At 41.7% G+C, this 22,126-nt stretch carries 13 protein-coding genes; 8 read left to right on the top strand and 5 right to left on the bottom strand.

Annotated features, from left to right (window positions below):
• Positions 1-37 precede the first annotated feature (37 nt).
• Both G9Q97_RS22725 and G9Q97_RS22720 read right to left on the bottom strand, forming a co-directional pair.
• Positions 38-1,837, bottom strand: coding sequence for a RagB/SusD family nutrient uptake outer membrane protein (locus tag G9Q97_RS22725; protein WP_166151223.1), 1,800 nt, complete (start codon positions 1,835-1,837; stop codon positions 38-40).
• A 13-nt stretch (positions 1,838-1,850) separates the two neighbouring features.
• Complete coding sequence (locus G9Q97_RS22720; RefSeq protein WP_166151222.1) at positions 1,851-5,084, bottom strand: SusC/RagA family TonB-linked outer membrane protein; 3,234 nt, start codon at positions 5,082-5,084, stop codon at positions 1,851-1,853.
• Positions 5,085-5,280: 196 nt separating this feature from the next.
• Between G9Q97_RS22720 and G9Q97_RS22715 the strand changes: the two genes are divergently transcribed.
• The 8 genes from G9Q97_RS22715 (at position 5,281) to G9Q97_RS22680 (ending at position 18,753) form a co-directional block, all read left to right on the top strand.
• Positions 5,281-5,895 carry a TetR family transcriptional regulator gene (locus G9Q97_RS22715; RefSeq protein ID WP_166151221.1) on the top strand — a complete coding sequence of 205 codons (615 nt, stop codon included), beginning with the start codon at positions 5,281-5,283 and terminating at the stop codon, positions 5,893-5,895.
• Between the two features lie 183 nt (positions 5,896-6,078).
• Positions 6,079-8,229 carry a carbohydrate binding family 9 domain-containing protein gene (locus tag G9Q97_RS22710; protein WP_166151220.1) on the top strand — a complete coding sequence of 717 codons (2,151 nt, stop codon included), beginning with the start codon at positions 6,079-6,081 and terminating at the stop codon, positions 8,227-8,229.
• A 42-nt stretch (positions 8,230-8,271) separates the two neighbouring features.
• Positions 8,272-10,347, top strand: a complete 2,076-nt coding sequence (locus tag G9Q97_RS22705; protein ID WP_166151219.1) for a tetratricopeptide repeat-containing sensor histidine kinase — start codon at positions 8,272-8,274, stop codon at positions 10,345-10,347.
• A 247-nt stretch (positions 10,348-10,594) separates the two neighbouring features.
• The gene (locus G9Q97_RS22700) at positions 10,595-10,996 is read left to right on the top strand and encodes a hypothetical protein (RefSeq protein WP_166151218.1); all 402 of its coding nucleotides are present in this window, start codon (positions 10,595-10,597) and stop codon (positions 10,994-10,996) included.
• 102 nt (positions 10,997-11,098) lie between these two features.
• Positions 11,099-12,487, top strand: coding sequence for an arginine decarboxylase (locus G9Q97_RS22695; RefSeq protein ID WP_166151217.1), 1,389 nt, complete (start codon positions 11,099-11,101; stop codon positions 12,485-12,487).
• Between the two features lie 491 nt (positions 12,488-12,978).
• Complete coding sequence (locus tag G9Q97_RS22690) at positions 12,979-14,058, top strand: efflux RND transporter periplasmic adaptor subunit (RefSeq protein WP_246255833.1); 1,080 nt, start codon at positions 12,979-12,981, stop codon at positions 14,056-14,058.
• A 48-nt stretch (positions 14,059-14,106) separates the two neighbouring features.
• Positions 14,107-17,262, top strand: a complete 3,156-nt coding sequence (locus G9Q97_RS22685; RefSeq protein WP_166151215.1) for an efflux RND transporter permease subunit — start codon at positions 14,107-14,109, stop codon at positions 17,260-17,262.
• Between the two features lie 12 nt (positions 17,263-17,274).
• Positions 17,275-18,753, top strand: coding sequence for an efflux transporter outer membrane subunit (locus G9Q97_RS22680; protein ID WP_166151214.1), 1,479 nt, complete (start codon positions 17,275-17,277; stop codon positions 18,751-18,753).
• A gap of 164 nt (positions 18,754-18,917) precedes the next feature.
• On the opposite strand, the gene G9Q97_RS22675 is transcribed toward G9Q97_RS22680, so the two are convergent.
• The 3 genes from G9Q97_RS22675 to G9Q97_RS22665 are packed head-to-tail and all read right to left on the bottom strand — an operon-like array spanning position 18,918 to position 21,348.
• The gene (locus tag G9Q97_RS22675; RefSeq protein ID WP_166151213.1) at positions 18,918-19,448 is read right to left on the bottom strand and encodes a hypothetical protein; all 531 of its coding nucleotides are present in this window, start codon (positions 19,446-19,448) and stop codon (positions 18,918-18,920) included.
• A 21-nt stretch (positions 19,449-19,469) separates the two neighbouring features.
• A complete protein-coding gene (locus G9Q97_RS22670) occupies positions 19,470-20,756 on the bottom strand; it encodes a hypothetical protein (RefSeq protein WP_166151212.1) in 1,287 nt (428 codons plus the stop codon).
• A gap of 13 nt (positions 20,757-20,769) precedes the next feature.
• Positions 20,770-21,348: a YceI family protein gene (locus tag G9Q97_RS22665; protein WP_166151211.1), complete on the bottom strand. Its 579-nt coding sequence runs from the start codon at positions 21,346-21,348 to the stop codon at positions 20,770-20,772.
• Positions 21,349-22,126: the final 778 nt, after the last annotated feature.

Here is a 22,126-nt window from a genome sequence, read left to right as displayed (position 1 = left end):
ATCGCCGGCAGCTTACTTGTAAGAAACTTTCAATTAATTATTCCCAGCCGAAGATTTGTTCTAAATTCGGATTTAGCGTTGTCTGTTGAAAGGGAATGGGTCTGTAATAGTACTTGGGATCTTCGAATGTTCGCTCTGCGGTTTCAGTGACCAAGGTACCTCCCTCTGATCCGTTTTCCATGTAAACAGTCACGTTGTCATCCACAGTACCAGCTTTGTAATAGATCAGCATCTTACCCAGGGAGTTGGTCTCCTTCTGTGGGTCACCAGGAACGTCCGCATCCTTATCAATCAGGATAATGTCTTCAACACCGTCCCCTGTCAAATCGTACTTACCAAGACCCGGAAAATACATGCCTTCGGGGATGTTTTCCAATAATTTTCCGGAAGACCAGCGCATCAGGTCGTCGTAACGATATCCCTCCAGGGCAAACTCTACTCTTCTTTCTCTGCGAATTTCCAAAATAGCTCCAGTCATGGGTCCACTTACATTGGGATGTTTGGCGGCAAGAAAGGCATCTGGCTGGGCGTTGACCAGTGAGACCTGCAAGTCGGGCATACCGGCTCTTTGCCGCAAAAGGTTGACTGAAATATCTGCATCAGCCTGAGTCAGGCTGCCCAATTCTGCCAAGGCTTCTGCATAGGTCAGCAGAACTTCTGCATAGCGGTATACCGGAAAATCCAAGCTGCCCAATGCCACATTATCCGTGGTATTGTTGTATCCTTTTTGTTGGAAATAACCCGTAAAATTTCTGCTTAGAATAGGAATAAATGCATCAGGTTCCGGGGCCCTTACCCAACCCGGATAAACCAGGGTTTGGGCCATACGGGGATCCCTGTTTTCAAATTCATCCACATAACCCAGGGTTTCAAAACCGGGCTGGTCGGTAAACCTGGATCCATCCCGCATCAGGTAAGTTTGCACCAAATCCCTGGACGGAGATTGCTCATACGTTCCAAAAACAGTATAATTGATATCACTGTTCCTGTCCTTATTCAGGTCATAGGGATTGAAAAGTATTACTTCCGAATTACCTGATAGATCCTGGCTGTTAAACAGGGCCTTGTAATCACTTCCCGGGTTTCCCGTCTGGTGTAGGGAAAAGTTTCCGGAGTCCATGATTTCCTTGGACAAGTCTCTTGCCAGCGTAAGAAAATCATTGGCCGATCCCTGAAGGCCCAATTCGTCGTGGTATTTCCGGAAAGTACCTTCGTACAATGCCACTCTTGCATAAAAGGTTTTTACTGCCCAGTTTCCTGGAGTACCCGAGGGGACCTCCTCCCGCACATGTTGCGCAGCAAAGGCCAGATCCTCCATCACCCCGTTCATTACGGTTTCTCTGGAATCCCTACCCTTATACAACAACTCTTCATCGGAAGGATTTAACAGTTGACCATACCAGGGCACATCAGAATATCTCTTCACCATATCAAAATAAAAGACAGCCCTGTAATACCGGGCCAATCCCTCATAATGCTGAATGGCTTCCATACTTGCATCCGCATTGGGGCTGTTTTCCAGAAAGTAATTGATGTTCCTTAGGTCTTCCCAATCCCAGCCTCCGGTAATGTTCTGGGAATTGGGCGTTCCGGTCATCATGCTCTTGATTTCAATGGCCCCTGTAGTTGCCATATTATCACTGCTTTGATCTGCCTGGTATTCGTACATGTCAGGCAGGGTAAGTAATCCATCTACATATAATCTCAAATCTTCCTCGGTCTTAAAGAACTCCTCCGGGGAAATCGATGTCTGTGGATACCTTTCCATGAAGTCTTCATCGCAGGATGCCATGAAGAGCATGCTAAAGGCCAATAGGTAAATGCTATATTTTTTCATTTTGTTTCTTCTTTTACAAGTCAATGTTAACACCAAATGAATACCTTCTCTGGAAAGGGTACGACCAACCATAACCGTTATTTACGGCTTCCGGATCCACAAAGGATTTGATGGCCGAAAATTCATACAGGTTTTCCCCTGTTACAAAAAACCGGATCCTGCTGGCATTGATTCTGGCTGCTATTTCTTGTGGAAGGGAATAGCCCAGGGTTAAATTTTTTACCCTCAGATAAGCAGCATTGAGTAGATACCCCGTTTGAGGAATATCCAGTCCTGATCCATAATTGTCGTCCGCCATCCAGGATTGCAGTACCGGATACCTGGAATCCAGGTTTTGGTCTGCCAAACCTGCATCCAGGTAAGATTGGCTGTGCTGTGCACGGAGGGCTTCTCCGTCAGCCTGTCCCCTGTAAAAATCCAGGTTCCAGGGGTAAATATTCGCATAAGGCTGCTGATAGGGACCCCAGAAGATGTAGTGCTGGGGGTAATAATCCTGACGACCTACTCCCTGCAAAAACATGGAAACATCAAAACCATTCCAGGACACATTCAGGTTTGCTCCCAGCTGGTATCGTGGCCTGCTATTGCCGATAATGCTAAGGTCTTTAGAATCGGTTTCCGTAAGGCCCTGTTCTATTTTTCCATCATTGTTCAGGTCTACATACTTTGGCCAGCCGGGCACAATATCCAGGGCTCCCCAGGGAACGATGGCCGTTTGGTCCAGTTGGCTGATCTCATCTTCCGAACTGAACATTCCATCATTGACCAATCCCCAGATTTCTCCAACTTCCTGACCTACCCGGTAATTGGACAGCAATCCTTGTTCGTTTTCGTAGCTGGTGATCCATGATCTGGAATCAGAAATGAAAAACTTAGAAGAAAATTGTACAGGATTTTCATAACTGCCAAACTGGTTTCTGTAATTTAATGTCAGTTCCCAGCCCTTGGTTTGCAGATCAGCCGCATTTTGCTGAGGTGGAGAGGTACCCAATACACCTGGTAATTCTACCGGGTTGGTGAGCATGTCTTTGGTATCCCTGATAAAGTAATCAAAAGTAGCAAAGAATTTATCCTCCCAGAGTCCAAAATCCACGCCGAAATTGGTAGTAATCACCCTTTCCCAGGTGTAGAAATTGGGATCCACGGCCAGCTCCGGAGCACTGTTCACCACCACTTGCCGGTCACCGCCAATCAGGTAATCGGAAAGCCCTGTGGGTAGTGCCTGTAAATAGCCAAAATTAGACACGTTTTGGTTGCCAAGGCTTCCATAAGAACCCCTGAATTTGAGGGTAGGAGCTGCTCCCATGGCCATGTCCTGAAAGAATCCTTCGTCGCTGATAATCCAGGCACCGGAAATAGATGGGAAAAAGCCCCAACGGTTAGATGAAGGGAAGCGGGAAGAACCGTCATACCGTCCATTGAATTCCAAAATATATTTATTGTCATAGGTGTAGTTGGCCCTGCCAAACACACTTTGAGTCGCATAGGAGCTGTATCCCGGTGTAATAAAAGAATCCCCGGTAGTCAAGCCCAGGTAAGGCAAAGAAGAGGAAATCAAGACCCTTCTTTCTGATTCTACAGAAGAATAGGAATAACTTTCCTGGTTGTAACCTGCCAGAATGTTGATGGAGTGATCACCAAATGATTTGGTATAATTTCCATACAAATCAAAAATGGTATTTTGCAGGTTGCCATTTCTTTCTGCCACCAGGCCATCTCCCCCTTCGGTTCTGATGTCATCCGGACCGAAACCAATGTCAAACTTCCTTCTATCCCAACCGTAAATCCACTGTTCTCTTTTAAAACTACCATTTCCGGTTACGGTAAGGTCACCGTCCAGAAAAGTACCTGTGGCCCGGAGGATATTGTGGAAACCGAACATGTCTTCCCGGTTTCTTCCTCCGTCCACCAGCCTTGCCGCCAGCCTGCCGGCATCGGTATTGGCCCAGGTACCATCGGGGTTTTCAGCAACTTCTATTGGGGTGAGGTAATAAATATCGGTAATGTTATTGGTCGATTCCGCCCTTTTGGTCTGGTAAATGTTCAGGTTGTTGTCCAGTTTCAGCCATTTTTTAGGAGTCGCGGTAATGCGAGCACGCAGGGAATAGCGGTCCCAGTTATCTGGCTGCAATTTATTCATGCCGTTTTCCCGGGTGTAATCTCCGGACACATAGTAAGTCATGGGAAGGTTTTCATTGTTCGAACTCCCGCTGATGGCCAGACTCTGATTGGTGGAGAAGCTGGCATTGTTAAAAAAATAACCGTACCAGTCATTATTTCCCATATAGGCCCATTGGTTGGGGTTATTGGGATCTACCCGAACATCCTCCACAGAAGGGTCTGCAGATCGCTCTCTGGCCCATTGGTAATGAAAATCATTGAAATTGATGTAATTCCATGGTGTGTTGCTGGTCGCCTGGTCCATCACCCTGGAATAAATATAGGGATCTGTTACCGGCTGAGGAAGGACTGTGGGTTTTCCCCAGGAAAAATTACTATTGTAAGAGATGGTTTGCTTTTCCCCTCCTTGTTTGGTAGTGATCAGAACCACCCCAAAAGCAGCTCTTGCTCCATAAATTGCTGCAGAGGCGGCATCTCTCAACACTGAAAACGACTCAATATCTGCAGGATTTAAACGTAACAAATCCTCATAGGCTACTGCTATACCATCAATGACGATCAAAGGTCCTCCTCCATTAATGGAAGTAAAGCCCCTGATATTGATATCCGGTACCGTGCCGGGGCGGCCACCGGAATAGGTGATATTCAGACCTGGGCTGGCTCCCTGCAAACCTTGCATGACATTGGCTACAGGTCGGTTGATGATATCTTCTCCGGAAACCTGATCAACGGCCCCTGTCAGGTTGATCTTCTTTTGGGTACCATAGCCCACGACCACCACCTGCTCCAAAAGGGTTTCTTCTGCAGATAAAGTCACGTCTATGGTACTTCGATCTCCGACGATGATATTCTGCGTTTCGAAACCGATAAAGGAGAAAACAAGCTCTGACTGAGCAGAGGCCACTTCAATGCTGTAGGCCCCGTCAATATCTGTAATGCTTACATTATTCCCGCCTTTTTGATATACAGAGACACCTGGTAATGGCAGATCTTCTACCCCATCTTTGACAACACCACTAACCGTAATCTGGGCCAGGGCTGTCCACGTCACCATCAAACTCAGGAGCAAGCTTAAAAAACCTGCTTTCTTGTTGATGTTTTTGAATTGATGTAAAACTTTTTCCATGTATTATTTAGGTATTGGTGATAAAATATATGCTGATTCGGATCGCAATTTAGGCGACTACTATTACCTCAATATTAAACCCGTGTTACATTTTATTTATTGAATATTCATTCAATATTAAATATTTAAATTTAAATAAAAAATCGCTATAAAGAATACTTTTTTGACTAAATTAGCCTTTTTATTTTACGAAGGTATGAAAAAGAAGGTAAAAGAGGAGAAAAAAAAGGAAATCATTACAGGCTTTTATGATTTATCCCGTCTGGAGGGAATTGAAAACGTATCGATTGCAAAAATTGGCAAACACCTGGGCATGCCACCAAGTCTGATCATGCACTATTTCCCAAACAAGAGGCTTTTGGTACTGGGATTGATTGCCCATATACTTCACCAGTATCAACTGATTTATAAGCCAATCATTAACAAGTTGGAAAAAGATCATAAAGTTTACCCTGAACTTTTGGTCAACCGGCTTTTTTCAAGAGAATGGAACCTGCTATTTGATGACGGTGTGTTTTTTAGTTGTTTTGCGATGACATTTCGGGATGAAACCATCAAAAAAGAATATAAAAAACTCCATCTTAAACTACGGAATACGTTAAAAACTTTATTGGACAAAGACCCGGTTTTTGCCAGAGGGGACACTGCATTATTGGCTGAAAAAATTTTTGTAGTCATTGAAGGGGCTTATTATTACCTCTCCCTTATTGAAGATGAAAAGGAATACGAAAGAAAATTAAGTATTTTTAAAGATCAGGTTTTTCAGCTACTTCAATTGGAAAGTCAATTGATTCTGGATGAAAATGAGTGATTCCAATAAACTACACTTCTGATTGGGGAAAATTCCTGGAATAGGCCATATCCATCAGGGGCTGATCCGACCGAAAGACCTTCTATAAAAAAACATGCCCCTAAGCCGGCATAAATATTTTATTTTGTAGTACAAATAAACAATATGCGTTTAAGGTTTATTCCCATTATTATTCTTTTGACTATGCTTTCACCCATACTTTGGGCGCAGGAAAAAGGAGAAATTAAGGCTTATCGATTAAAAGTAAATGAGTCTCCGGTCATGGATGGTAGGTTGGATGAAAGTTTTTGGAAACAAGTAAATACGGCAACTTCATTCCGGCAACAGGAGCCACTTGAAGGGCAATTGGCAACAGAGCAAACGGCTGTTCAGGTTGCTTTTGATGAAAAAAATCTTTACCTGGGTGTGAGAATGTATGACAGCGAGCCTGGAAATATTAAAGCTTATCAAAGAAGAAGAGATGCGGATCTGGCTACAGATGATTTTTTTGCCTTGATTCTGGATACTTATGATGACCAGCGTTCTGCCTTTTATTTTGAGACCAACCCCCTGGGCATGATGGGAGATGGCATTCTCCGAACGGGACAGGGGGCGCAGATCAACAGAGACTGGAACGGCATATGGAGGGTTTGGGTCAGCAAGGATGATAAAGGATGGGTTGCAGAATTTCGGATTCCATTCATGACACTAAATTTCAACCCAAATAATGAAACCTGGGGAATCAATTTTTTAAGAACCATCCGAAGAAAAAATGAAATCACCCTCTGGGAGGGTTATAAGAGAAACCAGGGAATAGAAAGACCGCAGGATGCCGGAAAACTAACCGGTTTGTCCCAAATCAATCAAGGTTTGGGCCTGGAAGCCATTCCCTATGCCATAGCCTCCAGGTCCCAGACGAGGATTGACCCTGAAATCCCTATGGGGCAGGAAAGCACTTTCAATGCTGGCGGAGAATTGAATTATAATATCAACCCGAATTTAAAAGCAGGAATAACCATCAATACGGATTTTGCGGAAGCGGAAGTCGATGACAGGCAGGTAAACCTCACCCGATTTCCTATTCTACTGCCAGAAAGGAGGGACTTTTTTCTTCAGGGTGCCAATATCTTCCAGTTTGCCCCATCCAGTAATCCAAACCCCTATTTCAGCAGACGAATCGGCCTACAGGAAGGCAGGGCCATTCCCATCCGCTATGGGGGAAGGCTAATCGGCCGGGTAAACAACACCGATATCGGCATGATCCATGTAAAGACCGGTGAGGCTGAAGCACTTCCGGGGGAAAATTTCACTGTTGCCAGGGTGCTACAGAATATTTCAAGTGAAAGTACGGTCGGTGCTATTTATACCAGAAGGGAAACCGAGGGTGACAGTTTACCTGTAAGAGAAACTTTCGGGGCCGACATCAGTCTGAGTACTTCAAGATTTTTAGGAAACAAAAATTTCCAGTTTGAGACTTTCTTTGTAGGTCATACACCTTCTTTTTTCAATGATAGCAGTAGTTTGATGGACAGGTCAGTCAGAGGGTTTCGGTTTAACTTTCCCAATCAACCCTGGGATGCTCATGTATCTTATCGGGAATTTGGCATTCAATACAACCCGGCAGTAGGTTTTGTTCCTCGTGTTGGATTCAGAAGGCTGCAGCCTACAATAACCTATAACCCCCTGATGGAAAGAAGCAAGGTTTTGAGGGAAATCAGCTGGGAATATGACTTTGAATACCTAATGATGATGAATTGGGAACCAGCCACTGTAAATCATGAAATCCGTGTCCTTGGATTACGGTTTGAATCCGGGGACATTCTTAATTTTTCCGCTTTGCACAATTATGAATTTCTGGATTATACATTCGATATCCTCAGGGATGGCACCTATTTGATCCCCGAGGGCAGGTACCAAAACAGGGGTTATTCCATTGAGGCCATATCGGCACCATTCCGAAAGATCGGAGGTTCTGCCACCTGGACCAATATAGGCTTCTGGACAGGCAGGCAATCCAATCTGGAAGCAGATATTTTTATGAGACCTATTGTGGGGCTGAACATGACCCTTAGCTATATCTACAGTAAAGTTGATCTTGAGCAGGGAAATTTCAAAACTCATTTGGTAAGGCTGAATAGCAGCTATGACTTTTCACCCTGGGTATCTATCAATTTTAACATTCAATACGATAATGTGACCGAGAGATTGGGTACCAATAGCCGCTTTATCTGGATCATCAATCCGGGAAAAACCCTATTTATTGTACACAACCACAATTGGCAGCGGTTCATGGACAGAATTCGTCCCATGGAGATACAGTCTACCATCAAATTGGCCTACACATTTAGATTCTGAAAATTAGGCTTTCCAACATTTTTTAGATTATTTTGAAAACATATGCAAGAATTTTCCCGGCTTTCATTTTTTGGCTGTAATAACTTATTTCAAGGCTGTATAGCAGTTGCATTTCTGATGGTTTTTGTGGGTTGTGCGGAGAAGGAAAAATCATACCAAGCCTTATCCCCTAAAACTTCACAAATCCTGGACAAATCAAGTAACCTGCTAAATAGTGGGCAATTCAGAAATTCCTTAAATTTTCTAGACAGTGCCTACCGACATATAGAAGATAAAGGCACGCTGGATTTATGGGAAAAATACAATTTTTTGAGCAAAATTTACCTCACCTATGACATTGACCTGGACAAGTCCAGGGAATATTTGGACAGCATGTTTTGGCTTTTGGAAGACAGCAGGCATATATATGAAAAAGAATATGCTCAGACAAAATTTTTAGAAGGAGACTGGTATAAAGCCAAAAAACAATTTAACAGTGCCTTTGAAAGCTATTTTGAGGGCAGAAAGTTTGCCGCTCAGAATTTAAGCAATTGCCTTATCAGCAACCTCACCTATCAAATGGGACTTTTCCGGTACCAGCAAAATAAATTTGAGGAGAGCCTTCCGTACTTCAGACAGGCAATCCGGGAAAATGAAGATTGCTGGGGAAATGGGATGCTGGACCAAAATCTCTATTTTCCGCAGATGTACCGCAATACTCTTGCGCTGAGTTTTGAGAAAATGGGTTTGCTGGATAGTGCCGTTGTCCATTACCAAAAGGGGATCAATTTTCTTGAAAATGCTGAAAAGAAGTATCCCGGAGAAAAACACTTTATCAGTCTGGCAAAAGGTGTCTATTTTGGAAATCTTGGTGGCGCACTGGCTAAATTAGGACAAGATAAAGAAGCCGAAAAGTTTCTTAAGAGAAGCATTGCTATCAATTCCAGACCTGAATATGACAGAAGGGATGCGCAAACATCCAAGGTAAAATTGATCGATCTTTTGATTCGTCAGAGCCGACTGAATGAAGCCCGGACCTATTTGGATCAATTGGATGAAGAACTTACCGAGGCTGAGGTCAAAAACCGCGGCTATATTAACACCCTTATCCAATTGAACAGGGTAAAGGGGGAATATTACCGAAAATCCGGAGCATCTGACAGGGCTTACCATTATTTAAAAGACTACTATTCTTTGAGGGATTCCATCGAAAAAGTGGATGAAGAACTTCGGCTGGTGGACATGGAGGAATCCTATGAAAATGCAGCCCAACAGTATCAACTCTCTATTGTAAACCGAGACAACCATATCAAAAATATTTATTTGGGTGCTGCAGTGGGATTTACGGTATTGTTGGTTGTCTTTTTAGGATTGGCCTGGAGAGGTCTCAACCGGTCCAAAAATATTAACAGGGTAATCAGCCAGCAGAATATAGAACTTCAGGAAACACTTGGGGCACTGGAACAAAGTCAAGCGGAAAACACCAAAATCATGTACATGGTAGCTCATGATTTGAGAAACCCGATCAGCAGCATGGTCATGATGTCTGATATACTCTTATCGGATGAGCAGATTACAGGTGAGAACAGGGTTTTGCTGGAACACATTAAAACCTCCTGCAATAATTCGCTTAACCTGGTATCCGAAATGATGCAATCCAACAAAAATTCGGCTGCTCTTACAAAAGAACCGGTAGAAATAGATCGGCTGTTGAATTATTGTGTGGAACTTTTGCAACACAAAGCCCGGGAAAAAGACCAAAAAATACTACTGGAAACCACACCAGTGACAGCCTCCGTAAGCCGGGAGAAACTATGGAGGGTAATCAGCAACCTGATTGCCAATGCGATCAAGTTCAGTCCAAAAGGGAAATCCATCCGGATCAGCATGCGGGAAAAATTCGAAAAAATATTCATTTTAATAAAAGATGAGGGTATTGGCATTCCAGAAGAAATAAAGAACAAGGTATTTGAATGGTACACCGAAGGAAAAAGACATGGAACAGAAGGAGAGAAACCTTTTGGCATGGGCCTGGCAATATCCAAACAAATCATCACTGCCCACGGAGGAAATATTTGGTTTGAAAGTGAAGAAAACAAAGGCACTACTTTCTTTATTGAAATACCTATTCAAAAGTAACGAGTGGGCAATACTATTCTAATGTAGAAAATGAATACCAACTCAATACCAATGAGTAACGAATGTTCAGGTTTTAAGTTAAGTATATCCTAAATATCAAGTTGAAAACAATGAACTTTTCAGCGGACTAAAAAAAGATGCTGCATTGGATTTGAAACGAGCCATATTTTTTTCAAAATCAAAACTTTTTGTCCGCAATTGGGTATAAGTAAGTGTAAATAAATGAGACTGTAAAGTCAAAAAGAAGATGGTAGCGGAAAAGGAAATTAAAATTGAAAAAGGTTATCTTAAAGAAGTGAATTTTGATCAATTCGGAATACGCTTGCTTTCGTCAATGTCCGAAAACCCGGATGGGTATGAAGCCATTTCTTTTGAATTATCAGAAAAATGGGCTTCGCTTTATGGCTTATTGAGGGGATTAGCCGAATTGTACAAAAGCCCGGCTGCATTTCTGACCAATAACCATTCCCATAAAAATTTCACGTTTTATTACAAGTCAACTGCGAAAAAAGAAATTACGGCATTCTTGAAATACATCTACGAAACCCTGAACAAAGAGATGCTATTCAGAAAAGCCCTTGGTAAACTTTTAAAGACGAAAATCAGGCAAGACAAGGAAAATAAAATGCTTTTCAAAAGTTTGGGCTAAAGATTTTGATCCATTTTTTCCACAAAAAATGGTTTGATTAGTCAGATTTTGGTGCAATTTTTGGATCTTCTATAGACCAAATAGCAATTGCAAGCGCAAATTATGAACAATTATATCGACCTTATCCAGCAAACTTTTGATTTTCCAACCAAAGAATTTAATGTAAACAACAACCAGCTGCATTTTAATGGGGTAAATCTAATGGAAATTATCAAGGAGTATGGGACACCCTTGAAACTGACCTACCTGCCCAAGATTTCCGAAAATATCCAAAATGCCAAAACCTACTTTGGCAATGCCATGCAAACACATGACTATAAGGGCAGCTATACCTATTGTTATTGTACCAAATCCTCTCACTTCAGCTTTGTGATGGATGAGGCTTTGAAAAATGGGGCTCATATTGAAACCAGTTCTACTTTTGACATCCCCCTGGTAAAAAACCTGTTCAAAAACGGAAAAATTACCAAAGACACCTTCATCGTTTGTAATGGATTCAAACGGGAACTTTATAAACAATATGTTTCCGAATTACTCAATGAGGGTTTTACCAATTGCATTCCTGTGCTGGACAACCTTACTGAGATCGATTATTATCTGGAGCATGTAAAGGTACCTTTTAAGGTAGGTATCCGGATTGCTGCGGATGAAGAACCCAAATTTGGCTTTTATACCTCCAGACTTGGGGTCCGGTACCATGATATCATCAAATTATATGAGGAAAAAATAAAAGACAATCCCAATGTAAGTCTAAAGATGCTCCATTTTTTTATCAATTCCGGAATAAGGGATACAGCATATTATTGGTCGGAACTGACTCGGTTCATCCAGAAATATGTGGAATTGAAAAAAGTCGCTCCTGAATTGGACACGATGGATGTGGGTGGTGGCTGGCCCATTAAAACTAATGTATTTTTTGATTATGATTACCAGTACATGGCAGATCAGATCATTAAGAATATCAAGTGGATGTGTGCCAAAAACAACACCATAGAGCCCAATATCTTTACCGAATTCGGAAGTTATACCGTAGGCGAAAGTGGTGCGGTGATCTATTCCATACTTGATGAAAAACTTCAAAATGACAAGGAATTGTGGTACATGATAGATGGGTCATTTATCACCCAGCTGCCGGATAGCTGGGGTTTAAACCAGAAATACATCATGTTGGCCGTCAACAACTGGGACAAGGAATACCACAATATTTCTTTGGGCGGCCTGACTTGCGACAGCATGGACTATTACAATTCCGAAGCCCATCAATTCAATATATACCTTCCCAAATTAGAGAAAGGCAACACCCAATACATTGGCTTTTTCCATACAGGTGCCTATCAGGAATCTCTGGGAGGATATGGGGGGATCCAACACTGCCTCATTCCTGCTCCCAAACATATAATTATTGATCGGAAAAGTGATGGGAGTATTAAGCATTGGATGTTTGCCCCTGAGCAGGAAAGCAGCAGCATGATGAAAACCTTAGGGTATTGATTGAGATTTTTTTCACATTTTTTTTGGGGAAGGAAGTGATAACAAGTCCAATCTCACACCACAAATTATTTTTTCAAAAAAACAAATTCAATTGCTGGAATATGGAAATGAATAATTTGATAAGGGTTATTGCGAACCCTCATCAAATTATTCATTTTTAAGAATTTATAAGACAAAAAGTTATTTGTCAGTACCCATCTTGCAAAATCCAGAAAGAAACAAATTGCATAGTAATTATACTATCAAAAGAGATTTTCTTAGACTCCTATTATTACAAGTAGCAATTTTTTTACCACCCAAAACATCTATTAATCCATTCATCAAAAAATTATTGGAATGCTTTTTGATATTTTAGCAATCATACCCGTCTTATCAGCCAAAAACAATTCAATAGGGCTGGAATGAGGATAAAATTTTATTTAAAAATGAGACTAAAAAATTCAAGTATTAATTATAATCTATTGCTAGTACCAATATTTATAATAGGTTCTTTGGTTAATTATTCATGCGACAGCAAAGGAGAACAGGTAAAAGTGGAGACACTATCATTGCCGGTGACCACGGTAAAAAGGGATTCTGCGGTGACTACATTTGAGTACCTGGGAGCTATTGAGGGCAAGGTAAATGTTGAGATTCGTCCCCAGGTTGAGGGGTTACTGGATGAAATCCACGTTGACGAGGGAGACTTTGTAGAAAAAGGACAATTATTATTCAGTATCAATTCCCTACCGTATCAGGAGCGGCTTAAAAATGCACAGGCTGCTGTAGAAGTTGAGAAAGCAAAACTTGAAAATGCAAGAATAGAATTGGAAAGACTCCAGCCTCTGATAGACCATGAAGTGATTTCAGAAGTACAAATGAAAACTGCTGAATCGAACTACGAGGTAGCTAAGGCATCGCTTGCTCAGGCCGAAGCGCTGAAAGCAACCAGCCAGATAGACGTACAGTTCACCCAGATAAAGGCACCGGTTAGTGGGTACATTGGCTTGATTCCTAAACGTGTGGGAAATTTGGTAGCAAAAGGAGATGATGAGCCCGTAACCACACTATCAGATATAAGTCAAATATACGTGTATTTTGCCATGAGTGAATCTAATTATTTGTTTTACAAAAAAATGAAGGAAGATTCTACTGCACGGCGGCTTAACCCGCATGTAAAGTTAATCCTGGCGGACGGTACCGTTTATTCGGAAGAAGGGGTAATCGATGCTGATGCCGGTCAAATCGATCGGACCACCGGTGCAATTACCCTTAGGGCAAAGTTTGATAACCCAAACAAATTGCTAAGAAGCGGAAACACCGGCAAAATTATTTTGGAACAGATCCACCCTGATGTGTTGATGGTGCCCCAAAAATCCATCACCAAGGTGCAGGACAAAAATTTCGTATTTACACTGAGCGCAGACAGCACAGCGGAAAGAAAAGAGGTCCAGATCAATGGCAAAGCCGGCGGAAATTTTATCATAAAAAACAATAATATTTCTGAAGGGGAAACCATCATTGAATCAGGTGTTCACAAAGTTAAAGATGGGATGAAAGTGGAACCCTATCAACAAACTAGCCGCCCATAAGCAAGCAATCCGAATTAGCTAGTGTAATTTATTTCAATTTAAAGATGTATGATTAAAAAAATAATCGACAGGCCTGTATTTGCCTCTGTCATATCTATTCTGATTGTCATTGCAGGATTGATCAGCCTTATGCGTCTTCCCGTAACCCGCTTTCCGGACATTGCACCTCCTAGTGTCAATGTAAGGGTAAGTTATCCTGGTGGCAATGCTGAAACCGTAGCCAAATCGGTACTCCTACCATTGGAAGAGGCCATAAATGGGGTAGAAAATATGACTTATATTCGTTCGAAAGCGACGAATTCGGGCAGAGGTAGCATCAATATATTTTTTGAACCTGGTACTGATCCGGATATCGCTGCGGTCAACGTTCAAAACAGTATATCAAGAGAAATTGGGGAACTTCCTCCTGAGGTGATTCAGGAAGGTATTTCAGTAGTAAAGCGGCTTAGTGGCAATATTATGACGATCAACATTGTTGCTGAAAGTGAGGACTCTCCTTATGATGAAACTTTTATCCAGGCCTATTCCAGAATCAATGTTAAGCGTGAATTGCTGCGGGTGGAGGGAGTCGCACAGGCTTCTTTCGTCGGAAGAAGAACCTATTCGATGCGGGTTTGGCTAAATCCGGAGAAATTAGCGCTATACGGCCTCGTACCACAAGATGTAACCAATCAAATTAACGATCAGAATTTTGAAGCAGCACCAGGACGCTTTGGAGAAACTTCAGAGGAGATTTTTGAAACCATCATTAAACACAAGGGAAGATTTAGCACGCCGGAAGAATACGAAAATATTGTTATTAAATCGAATAAAGACGGATCTATCCTATACCTCAGAGATATTGCGAGGGTTGAACTTGGTGCATCTAATCTGGGTAGCGACAATACGGTCGATGGGAAACCTGCAGCAACGATCAATATTACCCAAACCAGTGATTCCAACGCAAAGCAAATCGATCAGGATATCCGCGAAGTGATGGAGCGGATTTCCAGGAATTTTCCAGAAGGAATCACTTACGACATATCCTACTCAGTGCGAAATCAGATCGATGAATCAATCGATCAGGTGGTGCATACGATATTGGAAGCATGTATCCTGGTATTTATCGTCGTTTTTATTTTTCTCCAGGACTTTAGGTCTACCATAATTCCGGCGATTGCCATTCCGGTATCATTGATAGGTACGTTCTTCTTTTTGCAATTATTGGGGTTCTCTATTAATGTGCTGACGATGTTTGCTTTGGTATTGGCTATCGGGATTGTAGTGGATGATGCTATTGTGGTAGTAGAGGCGGTACACCATAAATTAACCCATGGTAAAATGCCGGCGAAGAAAGCTACGGTGGAAGCGATGAAAGAGATTTCCACAGCCATCATTTCGATTACTATAGTAATGGCAGCGGTTTTTGTTCCAGTGGGTTTTATGGAGGGCCCTGTGGGACTTTTTTACCGGCAGTTCGCATATACCTTGATTTTTGCCATTCTTATTTCAGCGGTGAATGCCCTTACCTTGAGTCCTGTACTATGTGCTTTACTTTTAAAGCCTGCAAAGCCGTTTGATGATCAATCGGCCAGTAAAATGGGAAGGTTAAAACATAGGGTATTTACATCCTTTGAATCGGGATTTGAAGCATTTACCAACAAATATGTACGCTCGGTTACTTACCTACTCAAAAAGAAATGGATACCTATTGGTGCACTTGTGCTGCTATTAGCGCTGACAGTTATTATGTTCAGAAGTACACCCGGGGCGTTTATTCCGGCTGAGGACGACAGCTTTCTTACGTATTCGCTCACCATGCCTCCGGGTTCCTCCTTACACAGGACATCCGGTCCCATGAACCAGGTGGACTCTATCCTTAGAAATCATCCTGCCGTCAGAAGTGTCAATAGCATTTCGGGATTCAATGTTATGGAAAACGCCCCGAGCCCATCATTTGGTATGGGATACATCAATCTCCACCCAATTGATAAACGCGGTGAAACCCAGGACATCAATTTGTTGATAACGGAACTAATAAATGACCTGTCTCATATTCCTGAGGCTGAAATCAATGTATTTGCCAGGCCAACGGTTCAGGGTTTTGGAGAATTTTCCGGATTGGAAATGATCCTTCAAGATAGGGTTGGAGAAAGTTTCACCGATTTTAATCAGGTAGCAGATGAATTTATCGCCACCGTCAACGATCGTCCTGAAATCGAGAAAGCATTTACCACCTTCAATGCTAATTTCCCACAGTACCAGATGAACATTGATTACGTGAAGGCAAAAAATATGGGCGTCAGTGTACAAGATATGATGAGATCGATCCAAGCTTATTTTGGGAGATTGCAAACGGGAGATTTTAACCGGTTTGGAAGGCAGTACCGAATATTTGTTCAAGCAGATATCCCCTATCGTACGGAAAAGAAATCACTTGACGCTATTTTCGTACGGAGTAAAACAGGGGAAATGGTTCCGGTAAACACAATCGTGTCACTTGAAGAGGTTGTCGGTCCGGAAATCGTAAACCGCTACAACCTGTTTAATTCGATTACAGTCAATGCTACCCCGGCAGACGGTTACAGTACAGGTGACGCCATGAATGCCATTGAAGCGGTCGCTGCTGAATTACCCATAAACTATAGTTATGAGTGGACGGGTATGAGTCTGGAAGAAAAAGAATCAGGTTTCCAAACAGCCATTATTTTCATCTTAAGTATTGTATTTGTATTCTTCCTCTTAGCGGCACAGTACGAAAGTTACCTATTGCCATTTGCTGTATTGCTATCGATTCCCTGCGGACTTCTTGGCGTTTTTGTCGCTATTAACCTAGCCGGTATTGACAACAATATTTATGTTCAGGTAAGTATTATCATGTTGATAGGCTTGCTAGCTAAAAACGCCATACTGATCGTTGAATTTGCTTCCCAGAAACGACGGCAAGGCATGAGTATTTTTAATGCGGCAATTGAGGCTTCCCGCTTACGTATCCGGCCCATCATCATGACTTCCTTTGCCTTTATAGCCGGCCTAATACCCTTAATGCGGACCGTTGGGGCCTCTGCACAGGGCAATAAATCAGTGAGTATCGGAGCGGCAGGCGGAATGCTTTTCGGCGTAATTCTAGGGATTTTCATTATCCCAACGCTTTATTTGGTTTTCCAATATTTGCATGAAAAAACCGCTAGAAAATCACGGGAGAACATTCCTGTTGAGGCTTAAAAATTAATGAATATGTCTTTGATAAAAAACATTAAACGAACATACCTACTCCCCCTTACGCCCGCTTTATTAGTAGCTGCTCTTCTTTGGGGGTGCAAATCAGGAGAAAACTACGTACGACCTGATCTTGAACTCCCTGCTGCCTTTAAAACCTTGCCATCAGACCAACCTGATAGTACCGACGCATTTACTGATAATATAGCAGAAATAGCCTGGGAATCCTTTTTTGAGGACACTTCACTGGTGAAATTAATTGATAAAGGGCTGAATAATAACCTGTATTTAAAACAAATCCGAAAGGAAAGTGATATTGCGAATGAAGCCTTTAAGCAGACAAAAGCCAATTTTTTCCCACAGCTTAACACCATTTTTGAAAAAAGAAACGATCGGTACTCTCAAAATTCCACTACAAGGGAGAGTGTCAAATATTACCAGGGTAAAGATACGCCTAATCAATGGTATGTAGCCAGGGCACATAACATAGCGGCAGTTCAATCGAGTTGGGAAATTGATGTTTGGGGTAAACTCCGTCGACAAAAAGAAGCCAACCGCGCACAGTTTCAACGAAGGGAAGCCATTACCAAAGCGGTTGAAACCGATTTAGTAGCGGAAATAGCTACTGCCTATTACAAACTGCTTATGCTTAAGGAACAACAGCAGGTTGCAACTTATAACTTAAGACTCAACGATTCGACATTGAGCATCGTTAAATTACAATTTAGGGCAGGGGAAGTTTCTTCCCTGGCGATAACTCAAACAGAATCTCAGAAAATGATCTCTGCCTCACTTGTTCCGCAAATAGAGCGCGAACTGGAAATTCAAAAAAACAAACTAAACGAATTACTGGGGGAATATCCGAACGAATCCATAAACGTAAACAAAGGCCTTGGAGATACCAGGTTATTAAGCGATATCTACGTAGGACTGCCATTGGAACTGATTAAAAATCGGCCAGATGTTAATGCTGCTGAATTGGCACTGGTAGAGGCGAATGCCCAGGTAGGCGTCTCTCAAGCCATGCGCTATCCGGCTCTTTCATTAAGTGCCCAGTTGGGTTATGATGCGATTAGTTTTTCCAATGTCCTGAATCCCGGTTCATTATTTGGCGTATTTATCGGTTCATTAACTCAGCCTATCTTCCAAAACAGAAGGCTGAAAACAAGGTACAAAATTTCCCTTGCGGAACGGGATATAGCTGAACTTGCCTTCCGCGAAAAAGTGATACAGGCAGTTTCAGAAATTTCTAATGGCATGGTGACGATTGAAAAACTGGAGGAGGAATATGAATTGGCTGAACAAAGACTGATAAATGCAAGAGAGGCTGTTAAAGAATCGTATTTATTGTTCAGTAGCGGGTACGCAACTTATCTGGAGGTAATCAATGCCCAAAGTAATGCACTTGAAAGTGAATTGTACATGGTCGATGTGAAAATGCAGATGCTTGTAGCAAATATTGAATTGTACAGAAACCTGGGTGGGGGTTGGAATTGATAGACAAATGGCTGCTCCTGATTTAAGCTTGTGCAAATAAAGGATTGGATAATGAATTTTAAAGCAAATAATGAACATTTACATCAAGGCATGAAATCGTTCGTACCAGGTGAATTCACCAGTCAAATGGTGAAATAAACCAAAATTCCAATAAAAGAGGGATTTTAAGCTGGTACAAGGTACAAGTCAATCTGAAGTTCAATGGTCTCCTCCACCCTCACCAAACCTCCCAACCGGCTGGGAGCTTCCAGTTCCAATTCTTCAAAGGACAACTGAACTTTACCTTGCAATCTCTCCCGATTCCTGTCAAAAAATACATTACTTAATTTCAAATCCTTGCCTACGAGATTGATGGCCAAATCTCCGTAGATGTTTTTTTGACCCCGAAAAAGCCGCATCACCCGTACTTCACAAACTGGATATTGATCAGCTTTCAAGGTTCGGCGAAAATCACCGTTCAATAGGAAATTACCGCATCCAAATTCCTTAACCGGAATATTAAAATCAAGACTGTTGTTGGGAGCATTTCCCAAATACAAGGTATCGCCAATCTCTTCCTTGCCGTAACTGCATTCAAAATCACCAATTGAAGTTTTACCCTTTACGATGATTTCTTTTTGCTGGATGATAAATGCCTCCTTTTGAAGGCTTCCCATCCACAGGATACAGCAAAATAAAAGACTGGCGATACGCATGATCTAATGTAATAAAAGAGATTAAAACCCTATGACACCTTCAATCATCAGTCCATTGAACTTACCACCATTTCGGATATCGGTAGCTGCAAAATCCTGATAATTTTGATTGACATATTCCAGTTTAGCTAAAATATTTTTGGTGATAAACCAGCCTCCACCGACCTGCACCCGTGAGATAGAAGGTTCCAGTCCATTGGCCATTTCTCCGCCGACCTGATTGTACCTGCCTGCCAGGTAAAACTTATCCATTGCACCAAAGCGGTATACTGCATCCAGGCCAACCTGATTCCAGGTCCTGTCTTCTGATTCATTGGCAGCCTTGCCTTTGGATTGCTCAAGGGTACCAAATAATTCCAGTCCCTGAAATTCAACAAATGGATTTAGCACCAATGCAGTGACATTATCCCGCATACCGGGATTGAAACGACCGGAGGTAAAATTACCTGAAGTAGATGCAAGGGTATTTTCCATGGCCAGATAATACCTGGAACCTGCCCTGTCACCTGACCAAAGGGTATTGTTTACTGAACCGGCGGTGGTATAAACAGATCCGGTTAGCCTCAGCCTTACATCATTTTCAAGGGTCTTGTCATAACCAAGTTTCCCGATAAATGAAGGCTTTCTCCGACTAGGATTGGTTACCCCGCCCTGGATTTCACCACCAGTCATGGAGGCGACTGCCAGAAAACCATTGTCTTGAAATATGACTTCAGCACCAATTTCTGTAGCAAATGCATCCATGATATAATTGCCTACAAAAGGGTTGTAAAAGGCATTCCCATTATCCGATCTCCTGTAGTGAGAATCACCGTAATTGATCTCCATATGACCCACTTTTATGGTCACTTTTTCCATGATTTGGTCAAATACAGGGCTGTTCAAAAATTGGAGCTTGTCAAACTGCAGGTATCCTCCTTTAACCCAGGTCTCGGGGTGGTGTCTGGAAGAAAGGTAGGTAATCAAATTCAGGCGTATCCCATCGGCCAGTGCCACATCAATGTTCAGATTAGCGGTGGCCAGGTTAAATCCCGAGCCGATATCCATCAGTTGGTTGGTATTGACCCCATCTTCATTCCTTACCGGGCTAGCGGAATTTTCATGGCTTAGGGATTGAAACTGTTGGGCAAAGGCCCCTCCAATTCTTACCCTTACTCCATCAAAGGCTACGGTATCTGCTTTTCCGGTTTCAAACACATTGATACCTCTCTGGTCGTAAGCTCTCCAAAATTGCATGTCCCGTTGCTGGGCCATGCTTCCAAAAGACCATAAAATGGCTGCTGTGAGTAATATAATCTTGTTTCTCATGATAATAAAAGTTTTAATTTACTGGGTTAAGATTCAAATCAATCGTTATCGTCATTTCATCACCGGTCTTGATCGTTCCAAAAACAGCGGTGGGGGGATCCACTTCAAAATCAGTCAATTTTATCTGGGCGGATCCTTTTACCCTTACTTCATTTCCATTTGGCAATACACTTAAGTGAAAGGGTACGGTGCGTGTTTCACCGGCGATCTGAAGGCGACCGGTAGCTTTCCAGTCATTGCCGCCATCCTGGTTGGCCTCAAGCAGGGTAAAAGAAATATCGGGATGATCACTTTCTTTAAGGGCCTTATAGGCATTGTTATCCATTTGTCCTTTCCCGCTTTTTAGGGAGGCTACAGGCATGGAAAACCTGGCTGAACTTATACTGGTTACTTTTCCGGCAGAAATTCTCAGGGATGCAGCCCCTTCTGCTTTTGAGGAAACCATGTCCCAGTCATGAAGGGTGGAAGTACCGGAAACTTTCAATTGAGGTTTACCTGAAATTTCATAGGACTGTTGTGCAAATGCCTTGGTGGAGATTACTCCTGCGGTAATCATTACCACCAACAGGAAATTCTTTAAAATGTGACGCATAATTGTATGGTTTAGGTCTAAAATCTCAGTATTCTATGGATAAAAACCCTGATTGTTTGTTTTGATAGTTCAAAGGTAAAGAGTGGTTCAGCTCTAAAACATGAGCAAAGTCAGTAAAAAATATGATCTAATTTTGGGTCTTAAAAGTGTGTACGGCACTACTGTTATTCCTTAATCCAGACCAGGGCATTTCATACTACAAGAAGGTTCTTACAAATTCCGGAAAGAAAAATACTTAAATTTAAACTTCCGTCATCCCGATTTCTGCTTTTTTTAAAATGTTAGGTCTGCGAAACAATCTAAAAGCATCTTCAATTGAAAAAAATGAGCTGGGAAATCACAAAAAACAGATAATGACAATTATTAATTAATTAGTTGTACTAGTTAAAAAAATAAGCTATGAAATAGAATTCCATAGCTTAAGTCAATTAACAATAAACCCAAAATAACCAAGTTGTAAAAGAAGGATTTGAACCTCCCATGAAACTAATCATCTCCTGTCCCTTTAATAAGGTATTACAAGTTTAAATCCCTCTGATTTAATAATACAAAGATATAGAAAAAAATTATTTTAAAAAAGAAAGACTGTCTTTTTATAAAAATTTACTTTAATTAAATTTTTTTTCCGAAAAATTACGGATCATTCAATATTGAACCTAAAAAAGACTTTAATTTTAACAATATTATATTTCGTTACAATGGACATTTAATGATTAAATAAAACAATATTTTAATAATTTAAATAAACCACCTTCTTTGATAAAATTATCCTTCCCAT

The sequence above is a fragment of the Cyclobacterium plantarum genome, assembly GCF_011290685.1.
GTDB classification, from domain to species: Bacteria; Bacteroidota; Bacteroidia; order Cytophagales; family Cyclobacteriaceae; genus Cyclobacterium; species Cyclobacterium plantarum.
Note: the sequence above shows the minus strand (reverse complement) of the source record. Positions and strands in the feature narration are given on the sequence as shown.